Here is a 13,072-nt window from a genome sequence, read left to right on the forward strand (position 1 = left end):
GCACCTCGATGTCGGCTCATCGCATCCTGGGGCTGTAGTCGGTCCCAAGGGTTGGGCTGTTCGCCCATTAAAGCGGTACGCGAGCTGGGTTCAGAACGTCGTGAGACAGTTCGGTCCCTATCCGTCGTGGGCGTAGGAAATTTGAGAGGAGCTGTCCTTAGTACGAGAGGACCGGGATGGACGCACCGCTGGTGTACCAGTTGTTCTGCCAAGGGCATAGCTGGGTAGCTATGTGCGGAAGGGATAAGTGCTGAAAGCATCTAAGCATGAAGCCCCCCTCAAGATGAGATTTCCCATAGCGTAAGCTAGTAAGATCCCTGAAAGATGATCAGGTTGATAGGTTCGAGGTGGAAGCATGGTGACATGTGGAGCTGACGAATACTAATAGATCGAGGACTTAACCATATAATATGTAGCAAATGTTATCTAGTTTTGAAGGAATATGCCTTCATAGTTTGGTGATGATGGCAGAGAGGTCACACCCGTTCCCATACCGAACACGGAAGTTAAGCTCTCTAGCGCCGATGGTAGTTGGGACCTTGTCCCTGTGAGAGTAGGACGTCGCCAAGCAAAAACCTAAGTCGTTTCGACTTAGGTTTTTTTGTGTTTATTTTTATTTACCGAAGGCTATAATCCATAAATTTAATAAAGCTAAAGACGAAAAAAGAATGAAATAGAGACTGTTTAAAATAATAGCAATGATTTTTTGTGTTCCTGATTTTCCTAATGTCGCTAAAGTAATACTTAAAATAGGACAAATTATTACTATCATAAGTATATATTTTAAATAATGAGATGCTATAAATAAGTATTTAATAATTACAGAAATTACTGCAATAGAGAAAAATAAATAGGATAATAGCATAGTTCTTTCTTTAACAGTTATCCTCCTTAGAAATTAAATCGTTATAATAATACAAGAGTGCATATATATTGATTTAAAACATACTGAAGTGCCATTTAAACGATTATACGTAAAATAGATCTCTAGAAATATATATTCTAATTCCCTTTTCTTCTTGCATATAGTTGCAATTCTTCTTTTGAATATAACTAAAACACGAACGTTATTGACTACTAATAAAAAAACATTCGATTATTTATTGACATTGTTTATGAAATATTGTTAATATAACCATAGAAACAATAATATAAGACCTCATATAATCGCGGGGATATGGCCTGCAAGTCTCTACCTAACGACCGTTATTCGTTAGACTATGAGGGAAAGTCACTCGGTATTTTTCTATTCACAAGGGATACGTATGCCTGAGTAGAGCGCTTTCTCTCATAGTAAAAGAGAAACTGTTCTATTTCAGGCTTTTTTTATTTGAATCGGGGGGATTCTAATATGAAATCACTAGTTGGAGTCATAATGGGAAGCACGTCAGACTGGGAAACAATGAAATATGCTTGTGACATTTTAGATGAATTAAATATACCGTATGAGAAAAAAGTTGTATCCGCTCATCGGACTCCGGATTATATGTTTGAATATGCAGAGACGGCTCGTGAACGTGGATTGAAAGTTATTATTGCTGGAGCTGGTGGAGCAGCACATTTACCAGGAATGGTTGCAGCGAAGACAAATCTTCCTGTAATTGGAGTTCCAGTTCAATCAAAAGCATTAAACGGCTTAGATTCATTATTATCCATCGTCCAAATGCCAGGAGGTGTTCCAGTTGCAACTGTTGCAATTGGTAAAGCCGGTTCAACGAATGCTGGATTACTTGCCGCACAAATACTTGGATCATTCCATGATGATATACATGATGCATTAGAATTGAGACGAGAAGCGATTGAAAAAGATGTGCGTGAAGGTAGTGAGCTAGTATGACGAGGATCATTTTACCTGGAAAAACAATCGGTATTATTGGAGGCGGCCAGCTAGGAAGAATGATGGCATTGGCAGCTAAGGAAATGGGATATAAAATTGCTGTTTTAGATCCTACAAAGCATTCACCATGTGCACAAGTTGCTGATATTGAAATTGTTGCACTATATGATGATTTAAAAGCAATTCAGCATTTAGCAGAGATAAGTGATGTTGTCACATATGAATTTGAGAATATTGATTATAGATGTTTACAATGGCTTGAAAAACATGCGTACTTACCACAAGGTAGTCAGTTGTTAAATACAACGCAAAATCGTTTTACAGAAAAGAATGCGATTGAGAAGGCTGGGTTACCAGTAGCAACGTATAGATTAGTTCAAAATCAAGATCAGCTTACAGAAGCAATTGCTGAGTTATCATTCCCTTCCGTCTTAAAAACGACGACAGGTGGATATGATGGGAAAGGACAAGTTGTTTTAAGAAGTGAAGCTGATGTTGAGACAGCAAGAAATCTTGTGGATAAAGCAGAATGTATTTTAGAGAAATGGGTGCCTTTTGAAAAAGAAGTATCAGTTATTGTGATTCGTAGTGTAAGTGGTGAAACAAAAGTGTTTCCAGTAGCAGAAAATATTCATGTAAATAACATTTTACATGAATCTATCGTTCCAGCTCGCATTACAGAAGAGCTTTCTCAAAAAGCAATTGCTTATGCAAAGGTACTTGCGGATGAATTAGAACTTGTGGGAACACTAGCTGTAGAGATGTTTGCTACAGATAATGGTGAGATTTATATTAATGAATTAGCGCCAAGACCTCACAATTCAGGACACTATACACAGGATGCATGTGAGACGAGTCAATTTGGTCAACATATTCGAGCAATCTGTAATTTACCTCTAGGAGAAACAAATTTGTTAAAACCAGTTGTCATGGTAAACATTTTAGGCGAACATATAGAAGGGGTCCTAAGACAAGTGAATAGATTAACCGGGTGCTATTTACACTTGTATGGAAAAGAAGAAGCAAAAGCACAGCGAAAAATGGGGCATGTTAATATTTTAAATGATAATATTGAAGTCGCTCTAGAAAAAGCGAAGAGTTTGCATATTTGGGACCATCAAGAACAACTGTTGGAGGGAAAAAGATGATTAGTCGTTATACACGCCCAGAAATGGGTGCAATTTGGACGGAAGAGAACAAATTTAAAGCATGGTTAGAAGTTGAGATTTTAGCTTGTGAAGCATGGGCTGAGCTTGGCGATATTCCAAAAGAAGATGTTAAGAAAATTCGTGAGCATGCATCATTTGATATTGATCGTATTTATGAAATTGAAAAAGAAACACGTCATGACGTAGTTGCATTCACTCGTGCTGTATCCGAAACGCCAGCATTAGGTGAGGAACGTAAATGGGTTCATTACGGTTTAACATCTACAGACGTAGTAGATACAGCGTTATCTTACATTTTAAAACAAGCGAATGAAATCATATTAAAAGACTTAGAAAACTTTGTAAGCATTTTAGCTAACAAAGCGAAAGAGCATAAATACACAATCATGATGGGAAGAACACATGGTGTTCATGCAGAACCAACAACATTTGGTTTAAAACTTGGTCTTTGGTATGAAGAAATGAAACGTAACGTAGAGCGTTTCAAACAAGCTGCTGATACAGTTCGTGTTGGTAAACTATCTGGTGCGGTTGGTACATATGCAAATATCGATCCATTCGTAGAAAAATATGTTTGTGAAAACTTAGGATTAGAAGCAGCACCAATTTCAACACAAACATTGCAACGTGATCGTCACGCACACTACATGTCAACACTTGCACTAATTGCAACATCTATCGAAAAGATGGCAGTTGAGATTCGTGGTTTACAAAAGAGTGAAACACGTGAAGTTGAAGAAGCTTTCGCAAAAGGTCAAAAAGGTTCTTCTGCAATGCCACATAAACGTAATCCAATTGGTTCTGAAAATATGACTGGTTTAGCTCGTGTTATCCGCGGTTATATGATGACAGCTTACGAAAATGTTCCATTATGGCATGAGCGTGACATTTCTCACTCTTCGGCAGAACGTGTAATTTTACCAGATGCTACAATCGCATTAAATTACATGTTAAATCGCTTTGGTAATATCGTTAAAAACTTAACTGTATACCCAGAGAATATGAAACGCAATATGACAAGAACATACGGCTTAATTTATTCTCAGCGCGTAATGCTTACACTAATCGACAAAGGTATGGTACGTGAAGAAGCTTATGATATCGTACAGCCTAAAGCGATGGAAGCTTGGGAAACACAAGTACAATTTAAAGAGCTTGTAGAAGCTGATGAGCGTATTACAAGCAAGTTAACACAAGAAGAAATTAATGAATGCTTCAACTATGAGCATCATATGCAACACGTTGATACAATCTTTGAACGCCTTGGATTAAACGAAGCGTAAAATTTCATATGGCACAGAATAGAGTCATTCTGTGCCATTCTTTATAAAAACATTATTCACATTTTTCAAACTACAGGGGGCTTGCGAAATGCAAAAGCTAGAATTGCTGTATGAAGGTAAGGCAAAAAGAATTTATCGTACAGAATCAGCAGATATGGTTTGGGTAGAGTACAAAGATAGTGCGACTGCTTTCAATGGGGAGAAAAAAGAGACGATTACAGGAAAAGGTCGTTTGAACAATGAAATTACAACTTTATTGTTCAGAAAGTTACAAGAAGTGGGAATTAAAACACATTTTGTTGAGAAGTTATCTGAAACAGAACAACTTGTTAAAAAAGTGAGTATTATTCCTTTAGAAGTTGTCACAAGAAATGTAATTGCAGGAAGTCTTTCAAAACGATTAGGAATGGAAGAGGGAACTGTACTTGCAGAACCAATCGTAGAATTTTACTTCAAAGATGATGATTTAGGAGATCCGCTTGTAACGGAAGATCATATTCGTGTATTAAACGTTGCATCACCAGAGCAAGTAAGTGTATTACGAGATATGGCTCTACAAATCAATCAAGTGTTGATTGATCATTTCGCAAGCTGTCGTGTAAGATTAGTAGATTTCAAATTAGAGTTTGGTGTAACGGAAGAAGGAGAAATCATTTTAGCGGATGAAATTTCACCGGATACTTGCCGTTTATGGGATGAAACGAGCAATGAAAAGTTTGATAAAGACGTATTCCGTCGCGATCTTGGAAATTTAACAGATGCTTATGAAGAGATTTTAAAACGTTTAGGGGGAATTTCACATGTATAAAGTTAAGGTATATGTAACATTAAGAGAAAGCGTATTAGATCCACAAGGAACAGCAGTAAAAGGAGCACTTCATAGTCTTTCATTCACAGAAGTACAAGATGTTCGAATCGGAAAGTACATGGAACTAACAATTGATAAATCTGTATCTGATTTAGATAGCAAGGTAAAGGAAATGTGTGAAAAACTATTAGCGAACGTTGTAATGGAAGACTTCCGTTATGAAGTTGAGGAGGTTGTCGCACAGTGAAATTTGCCGTAATAGTATTTCCGGGTTCGAACTGTGATGTCGATATGTTCCATGCAATTAAAGATGAGCTTGGCGAAGAAGTAGATTACGTTTGGCACGATACAGAGAATCTAGATGAATATGATGCAATTCTACTACCAGGTGGATTTTCTTATGGTGACTACTTACGCTGCGGTGCTATCTCTCGCTTTGCTAATGCAATGAAAGCAGTGCAAAAAGCTGCTGAGCAAGGAAAGCCGATTTTAGGTGTATGTAATGGATTCCAGATTCTTGTTGAATCAGGATTACTACCAGGAGCGTTAATGAGAAACGAAAACTTAAAATTTATGTGTCGCACTGTTCAGTTGCGTGTTGAAAATAATGAAACGATGTTTACATCACAATATGGAAAAGATGAAGTAATTAATATTCCAATCGCGCATGGTGAGGGGAATTACTATTGTGATGAAGCGACGCTTAAACAATTAGAAGAGAACAATCAAATCGCATTCCGTTACGTAGAAAACCCTAACGGTAGCGTTTCAGATATTGCTGGTATTGTAAATGAAAAAGGAAATGTACTTGGTATGATGCCACATCCAGAGCGTGCTGTAGATGAATTACTTGGCGGTGCTGAAGGGTTAAAAGTCTTTCAATCTATCTTAAAACAGTGGAGGGAAACATATGTCGTTAATGCTTGAACCAAATCCAACACAAATTAAAGAAGAGCGTATATATGCGGAAATGGGGCTAACAGACGAAGAGTTTGCCATGGTTGAAAAGATTTTAGGTCGTCTGCCAAATTATACAGAAACAGGGTTATTCTCTGTAATGTGGTCTGAACATTGTAGTTATAAAAATTCGAAACCAGTTCTTCGTAAGTTTCCAACTACAGGTGAGCGCGTTCTGCAAGGACCTGGAGAAGGTGCTGGAATTGTAGATATCGGTGATAATCAAGCAGTTGTATTTAAAATGGAAAGTCATAACCATCCTTCAGCTATTGAACCATATCAAGGAGCTGCAACAGGTGTTGGTGGTATTATTCGTGACGTATTCTCTATGGGAGCACGCCCGGTAGCTCTATTAAACTCACTTCGTTTCGGTGAATTACAGTCACCACGTGTGAAATATTTATTCGAAGAAGTAGTAGCAGGAATTGCAGGATACGGTAACTGCATCGGTATTCCGACTGTTGGCGGCGAAGTACAATTTGATCCATGTTATGAAGGAAATCCACTTGTAAATGCAATGTGCGTAGGTTTGATTAACCACGAAGACATTAAAAAAGGGCAAGCGCACGGTGCTGGTAACACAGTAATGTACGTAGGAGCATCAACTGGTCGTGACGGTATTCACGGTGCAACATTCGCGTCGGAAGAACTATCTGAAAGCTCAGAAGCGAAACGTCCAGCGGTTCAAGTAGGGGATCCATTTATGGAAAAGCTTCTTATTGAAGCGTGTTTAGAATTAATTCAATCCGATGCACTTGTTGGAATTCAAGATATGGGTGCGGCTGGTTTAACATCATCATCTGCAGAAATGGCAAGTAAAGCAGGAATGGGTATTGAAATGTACTTAGATGATGTACCACAGCGTGAAACAGGAATGACACCATATGAAATGATGCTATCTGAATCACAAGAGCGTATGTTAATTGTCGTGAAAAAAGGTAGAGAACAAGAAATAGTAGATTTATTTGAGAAGTATGGTCTTGCAGCGGTTACGATGGGGAAAGTAACAGAAGATAAAATGCTTCGTTTATTCCATAAAGGTGAAAAGGTAGCTGAAGTTCCAGCAGATGCTTTAGCAGAAGAAGCACCAATTTATCATAAGCCATCAAAAGAAGCAGCATACTTTGCTGAATTCCAAGCAATGAAAATGGAAACGCCAAAAGTAGAAAATTATAAAGAAACGTTATTCGCTTTATTACAGCAACCAACAATTGCAAGTAAAGAGTGGGTATACGATCAATACGATTACCAAGTTCGCACAAGCACAGTTGTTACGCCAGGTTCAGATGCTGCAGTTGTACGTGTACGCGGTACAGAAAAAGGATTAGCAATGACGACAGATTGTAACTCTCGCTACATTTATCTAGACCCAGAGATGGGCGGTAAAATTGCAGTAGCAGAGGCAGCGCGTAATATCGTATGTTCTGGCGGAGAGCCACTTGCAATTACAGATTGCTTAAACTTCGGGAACCCAGAAAAACCAGAAATCTTCTGGCAGATTGAGAAATCAGTAGACGGTATGAGTGAAGCTTGTCGCACATTACAAACACCAGTTATCGGCGGAAACGTATCGATGTATAACGAGCGTAGTGGTGAAGCTGTATATCCAACACCAACTGTTGGGATGGTCGGACTTGTGCATGACTTAAAACATGTAACAACACAAGAGTTTAAGCAAGCTGGTGATTTAGTGTATGTAATTGGTGAGACGAAAGCTGAGTTTGGCGGAAGTGAATTACAGAAAATGATTCACGGCAAAATTTTCGGTCAATCACCAAGTATCGATTTAGATGTAGAATTAAAACGCCAAAAACAAGTATTAGAAGCAATTCAAGCTGGTCTTGTTCAATCTGCACATGATGTTGCTGAAGGTGGTTTAGCAGTTGCGATTTCAGAAAGTGCAATTGGTGCTAAAGGCTTAGGTGCTACTGTGAAATTAGATGGAGAAGCAACAGCAGCATTATTCGCTGAATCACAGTCTCGTTTCGTGATAACTGTAAAACGTGAAAATAAAGAGGCGTTTGAGAAAGTGGTAGAAGCAATCCAAGTTGGAGAAGTAACAAGTACAAATGAAGTAACAATTCATAATGAAGAAAATGAAGTATTACTTACAGCAAATGTAGATGAAATGAGAAAGGCTTGGAAAGGGGCAATCCCATGCTTGCTGAAATAAAGGGGTTAAACGAAGAATGTGGCGTTTTCGGAATTTGGGGGCATGAAAATGCAGCACAAGTTTCATACTACGGATTGCACAGTTTACAGCACCGTGGGCAAGAAGGCGCAGGCATTGTCGTAAATAATGGGGAAAAAATCGTCGGTCACAAGGGGTTAGGTTTAATATCAGAAGTGTTTTCAAGAGGTGAGCTAGAAGGATTAAATGGAAAATCAGCAATCGGACATGTACGATATGCAACAGCTGGTGGAAGTGAAGTTGCTAACGTTCAACCATTGTTGTTCCGTTTTTCCGATCATAGTATGGCGTTAGCTCATAACGGAAATTTAATTAATGCAAAAATGCTTCGTCGTGAATTAGAAGCAGAGGGCAGTATTTTTCAAACTAGTTCAGATACAGAAGTACTTTTACATCTTATTAAACGTAGCACGAAAGATTCTTTAATTGAAAGTGTAAAAGAGGCTTTAAATAAAGTGAAAGGTGCGTTTGCGTATCTTTTACTAACTGGAAATGAAATGATCGTTGCATTAGATCCGAATGGGTTCCGTCCGCTTTCAATTGGAAAGATGGGGGATGCTTACGTTGTAGCGTCAGAAACATGTGCTTTTGATGTAGTAGGTGCAACATACATTCGCGATGTAGAACCGGGTGAATTACTTGTCATTAATGATGAAGGAATTCACGTGGATCGTTTCACAAATGATGTAGAACATGCAATTTGCAGTATGGAATACATTTACTTTGCACGCCCAGATTCAAATATTGCTGGTGTTAACGTCCATGCAGCACGTAAGAATATGGGGAAACGTTTAGCGGCAGAAGCTCCTATTGAAGCAGATGTTGTTACTGGTGTACCAGACTCTAGTATTTCAGCTGCGATTGGCTATGCGGAGGCGACAGGTATTCCATATGAGTTAGGATTAATTAAAAATCGTTACGTTGGACGTACGTTTATTCAACCTTCTCAAGAACTGCGCGAGCAAGGGGTTAAGATGAAGCTTTCCGCAGTAAGAGGTGTAGTTGAAGGGAAACGAGTTGTTATGATTGATGACTCTATCGTAAGAGGAACGACAAGTAAACGAATTGTTCGTATGCTTCGTGAGGCTGGAGCGACAGAAGTTCACGTAAGAATTGCTTCACCACCTCTGAAATATCCATGTTTCTATGGTATTGATATTCAAACGAGAAAAGAATTAATTGCAGCAAATCATACAGTAGAAGAAATCCGTGAAATGATCGGAGCAGATTCTTTAACATTTTTAAGTGAAGATGGATTAGTAGATGCAATTGGACGTCCATATGAAGGGAAATATGGCGGCCTATGCATGGCTTACTTTAATGGGGACTATCCAACAGCTCTTTATGATTATGAGCAAGAGCTTTTAGAAAGTATGAAATAAGAAAAGTGAGAAAAGCTTCTACTTCTTTTGATGTAGGAGCTAGATCCTTTCTTAAAATAGCCCGCCCTGGATGGGGAGAAATTAAAAGACGAGGTGTAAATAACGATGGCGAATGCATATAAGCAAGCAGGAGTAGATATTGAAGCTGGATATGAAGCGGTATCTCGCATGAAAAAACACGTACAAACAACTATGAGAAAAGAAGTACTAGGCGGTTTAGGCGGTTTTGGAGGTATGTTTGATCTATCAAAATTTGCATTAGAAGAACCTGTATTAGTATCTGGAACAGATGGCGTGGGAACGAAATTGATGCTCGCTTTTATGGCAGATAAACATGACACAATTGGTATTGATGCAGTAGCAATGTGTGTAAATGATATTGTTGTCCAAGGAGCAGAGCCGCTTTTCTTCCTTGATTATATTGCTTGTGGTAAAGCTGAACCTAGTAAAATTGAAAACATCGTCAAAGGTATATCAGAGGGCTGTCGCCAAGCTGGTTGTGCATTAATCGGTGGAGAAACAGCTGAAATGCCAGGAATGTATTCTACGGAAGAATATGATTTAGCTGGTTTTACAGTTGGGATTGTTGATAAAAAGAAAATTGTAACAGGTGAAAAGATTGAAGCTGGTCACGTGCTAATTGGCTTAGCATCTAGCGGTATTCATAGCAATGGTTACTCTTTAGTACGAAAAGTGTTATTAGAAGATGGGGAACTATCTTTAGAGCGTATTTATGGCCGCTTAGAACTACCTCTTGGTGAAGAATTATTAAAACCAACGAAAATTTATGTCAAACCTATTTTAGAACTATTGAAGAAACATGAAGTATACGGTATGGCGCATATTACAGGTGGTGGATTTATTGAAAATATTCCACGCATGTTGCCAGAAGGAATCGGTGCTGAGATTGAACTAGGATCTTGGGAAATTCAGCCGATCTTTAGTTTGCTTCAAGAAGTTGGAAAACTGGAAGAGAAAGAAATGTTCAATATTTTTAACATGGGTATTGGTATGGTAGTAGCAGTGAAGGAAGAAGATGCAAAAGATGTTGTTCGTCTTCTTGAAGAGCAAGGAGAAATGGCTCGTATTATTGGACGTACTATACAAGGAGCTGGCGTTACTTTTAATGGGGGCACAGCACTATGAGTAGATTAGCAGTTTTTGCTTCTGGAAGCGGATCTAACTTTCAATCTCTCGTTAATGCGGTAGAAGAAAAAAGATTGGATGCAGAAATTAGTTTATTAGTATGTGATAAACCAGAAGCACGCGCTGTTGGACGGGCAAATTATCATCATATTCCGTGTTTTGCTTTTTCAGCGAAAGCATATGAGTCAAAAGAAGCGTTTGAAAAAGAGATATTAAAGAAGCTAGAAGAATATGAAATTGATTATGTTATTTTAGCTGGATATATGCGTTTAATCGGGCCGACGTTACTAGAAGCATACGGCGGGAAGATTATTAATATTCATCCATCATTACTACCGAGCTTTCCGGGTAAAGATGCTGTCGGTCAAGCGTTAGAAGCAGGTGTGAAAGTAACTGGAGTAACAATTCATTATGTAGATGCAGGTATGGATACAGGGCCAATTATTGCACAAGAAGCAGTGGTTGTTTCTGAAGGGGATACGAGAGAAAGCTTACAAAAGAAAATTCAACAAGTTGAACATAAATTATACGTAAATACAGTGAATCAAATTGTTCAGTCTGTGAAAGAATCAACTGTTAACTAACATACAACCAGGGGTGAAGGATAAATGAAAAAGCGTGCATTAGTAAGTGTTTCAGATAAAACAGGAGTAGTAGAATTTGTTAAAGGGTTACTAGAACAAGGGATTGAAGTTATTTCAACAGGTGGTACGAAAAAGTTACTAGAAGAAAATGGCTTACAAGTAATCGGCATTTCTGAAGTAACTGGTTTCCCTGAAATTATGGATGGCCGTGTGAAAACATTACATCCAAATATTCATGGTGGTCTATTAGCAGTTCGTGATAATGAAACACATGTAACACAAATGAATGAGTTAGGTATAGAGCCAATTGACTTTGTTGTTGTTAACTTATACCCATTTAAAGAAACAATCGCTAAGCCTGATGTAACATTTGCTGATGCAATTGAAAATATTGATATCGGTGGCCCAACAATGATTCGCTCTGCTGCGAAAAATCATAAATTCGTATCGGTAATTGTAGATCCAGTAGATTATGATATTGTGTTAGCAGAACTGAAAGAGAACGGTGAAGTAGCAGAGGAAACAAAACGTAAACTAGCAGCGAAAGTATTCCGTCATACAGCAGCGTATGATGCGTTAATTTCTAACTACTTAACAGAGCAAATGGGTGAAGAAAGTCCAGAAACATTAACTGTGACATTTGAGAAAAAGCAAGACTTACGCTATGGCGAGAACCCACATCAAAAAGCAACTTTCTATAAAGCGCCATTCGCAGCAACGTCTTCTGTTGCATACGCAGAACAATTACACGGTAAGGAATTATCGTATAACAATATTAATGATGCAGACGCAGCGCTTAGCATCGTAAAAGAATTTACAGAACCAGCAGTAGTAGCAGTAAAGCATATGAATCCATGTGGTGTTGGAGTAGGAACTAATATTCACGAAGCATATACTCGTGCTTATGAAGCAGATCCAGTATCAATCTTCGGCGGTATTATTGCAGCAAATCGTGAAATTGATAAAGCTACAGCAGAAAAGTTACATGAAATTTTCTTAGAAATTGTTATCGCACCTTCGTTCTCGCAAGAAGCTTTAGAAGTGTTGCAAAGTAAGAAGAACTTACGTTTATTAACTATAAATATTGAAAAAGCGACAAGTGCAAGCAAAAAACTAACTTCTGTACAAGGTGGACTTCTTGTTCAAGAGGAAGATACGTTATCATTAGATGAAAGTACAATTTCAATTCCAACGAAACGTGAACCTTCAGAGCAAGAATGGAAAGATTTAAAACTCGCTTGGAAAGTTGTAAAACATGTGAAATCAAACGCAATTGTTTTAGCGAAAGATGATATGACAATTGGTGTCGGTGCGGGACAGATGAACCGTGTAGGTTCTGCAAAAATCGCAATTGCACAAGCTGGTGAAAAAGCACAAGGTAGCGCGCTTGCATCTGATGCTTTCTTCCCAATGCCAGATACATTAGAAGAAGCAGCAAAAGCAGGAATTACAGCAATCATTCAACCGGGCGGATCGATCCGTGATGAAGATTCTATTAAAGTGGCAGATACTTATGGGATTGCTATGGTGTTCACTGGCGTACGTCATTTCAAACACTAATAGAGGATGTTTAAAAAGTCCGGTTAAGATAACCTTCGCATGTCGTCGTTGCATCGCCAGTGCGGTACTCATGTAGGAAAGCTACACTCCGTGTCCTCCTGGCAAATGCGCCTCGACCTGCTCGGTTCTCTTAATCCTCCTTTTTAAACCTTTAT

12 protein-coding genes, 2 rRNA genes and 1 riboswitch (1 of these 15 cut by a window edge) are annotated in these 13,072 nt (G+C 38.5%); of the genes, 13 read left to right on the plus strand and 1 reads right to left on the minus strand.

Annotation, left to right across the window (positions count from 1 at the left end):
• Positions 1 to 405, plus strand: a 23S ribosomal RNA gene (locus DN407_RS01675); it begins 2,517 nt to the left of the window's first position.
• A gap of 49 nt (positions 406 to 454) precedes the next feature.
• Positions 455 to 570, plus strand: a 5S ribosomal RNA gene (rrf, locus tag DN407_RS01680).
• A 43-nt stretch (positions 571 to 613) separates the two neighbouring features.
• On the opposite strand, the gene DN407_RS32025 is transcribed toward rrf, so the two are convergent.
• Complete coding sequence (locus DN407_RS32025; protein WP_097842733.1) at positions 614 to 865, minus strand: hypothetical protein; 252 nt, start codon at positions 863 to 865, stop codon at positions 614 to 616.
• A gap of 274 nt (positions 866 to 1,139) precedes the next feature.
• Positions 1,140 to 1,241: riboswitch (purine riboswitch) on the plus strand.
• A gap of 110 nt (positions 1,242 to 1,351) precedes the next feature.
• Here DN407_RS32025 and purE point away from each other — a divergent pair.
• The 11 genes from purE to purH all read left to right on the plus strand — a co-directional run bounded on the left by purE (position 1,352) and on the right by purH (position 12,917).
• Positions 1,352 to 1,837, plus strand: coding sequence for a 5-(carboxyamino)imidazole ribonucleotide mutase (gene purE / locus DN407_RS01690; RefSeq protein WP_000839367.1), 486 nt, complete (start codon positions 1,352 to 1,354; stop codon positions 1,835 to 1,837).
• On the plus strand, positions 1,834 to 2,985 hold the full coding sequence (purK, locus tag DN407_RS01695) for a 5-(carboxyamino)imidazole ribonucleotide synthase (protein WP_000196765.1): 1,152 nt from the start codon (positions 1,834 to 1,836) through the stop codon (positions 2,983 to 2,985). The genes purE and purK overlap by 4 nt, the downstream gene beginning before the upstream one ends.
• On the plus strand, positions 2,982 to 4,289 hold the full coding sequence (purB, locus tag DN407_RS01700) for an adenylosuccinate lyase (RefSeq protein WP_000625682.1): 1,308 nt from the start codon (positions 2,982 to 2,984) through the stop codon (positions 4,287 to 4,289). Before purK ends, purB begins: the two co-directional genes overlap by 4 nt.
• An 88-nt stretch (positions 4,290 to 4,377) precedes the next feature.
• Positions 4,378 to 5,097: a phosphoribosylaminoimidazolesuccinocarboxamide synthase gene (gene purC / locus DN407_RS01705; RefSeq protein WP_001170544.1), complete on the plus strand. Its 720-nt coding sequence runs from the start codon at positions 4,378 to 4,380 to the stop codon at positions 5,095 to 5,097.
• Positions 5,090 to 5,344, plus strand: a complete 255-nt coding sequence (purS, locus tag DN407_RS01710) for a phosphoribosylformylglycinamidine synthase subunit PurS (RefSeq protein WP_000278823.1) — start codon at positions 5,090 to 5,092, stop codon at positions 5,342 to 5,344. The genes purC and purS overlap by 8 nt, the downstream gene beginning before the upstream one ends.
• Positions 5,341 to 6,024, plus strand: coding sequence for a phosphoribosylformylglycinamidine synthase subunit PurQ (gene purQ, locus DN407_RS01715; RefSeq protein ID WP_000666787.1), 684 nt, complete (start codon positions 5,341 to 5,343; stop codon positions 6,022 to 6,024). The genes purS and purQ overlap by 4 nt, the downstream gene beginning before the upstream one ends.
• Positions 6,008 to 8,227, plus strand: coding sequence for a phosphoribosylformylglycinamidine synthase II (gene purL, locus DN407_RS01720; RefSeq protein ID WP_000055564.1), 2,220 nt, complete (start codon positions 6,008 to 6,010; stop codon positions 8,225 to 8,227). The genes purQ and purL overlap by 17 nt, the downstream gene beginning before the upstream one ends.
• Positions 8,212 to 9,627, plus strand: coding sequence for an amidophosphoribosyltransferase (purF, locus tag DN407_RS01725; protein ID WP_000879032.1), 1,416 nt, complete (start codon positions 8,212 to 8,214; stop codon positions 9,625 to 9,627). Before purL ends, purF begins: the two co-directional genes overlap by 16 nt.
• Before the next feature lie 105 nt (positions 9,628 to 9,732).
• The gene (gene purM, locus DN407_RS01730) at positions 9,733 to 10,773 is read left to right on the plus strand and encodes a phosphoribosylformylglycinamidine cyclo-ligase (RefSeq protein WP_001262439.1); all 1,041 of its coding nucleotides are present in this window, start codon (positions 9,733 to 9,735) and stop codon (positions 10,771 to 10,773) included.
• Positions 10,770 to 11,357 carry a phosphoribosylglycinamide formyltransferase gene (purN, locus tag DN407_RS01735; protein ID WP_000088589.1) on the plus strand — a complete coding sequence of 196 codons (588 nt, stop codon included), beginning with the start codon at positions 10,770 to 10,772 and terminating at the stop codon, positions 11,355 to 11,357. The genes purM and purN overlap by 4 nt, the downstream gene beginning before the upstream one ends.
• A gap of 24 nt (positions 11,358 to 11,381) precedes the next feature.
• Entirely contained in the window at positions 11,382 to 12,917 is a 1,536-nt protein-coding gene (gene purH / locus DN407_RS01740) for a bifunctional phosphoribosylaminoimidazolecarboxamide formyltransferase/IMP cyclohydrolase (RefSeq protein ID WP_149215955.1), read from the plus strand.
• The last annotated feature ends 155 nt before the right edge of the window (positions 12,918 to 13,072 follow it).

Source organism: Bacillus sp. JAS24-2, from assembly GCF_008274905.1.
GTDB lineage: Bacteria > Bacillota > Bacilli > Bacillales > Bacillaceae_G > Bacillus_A > Bacillus_A cereus.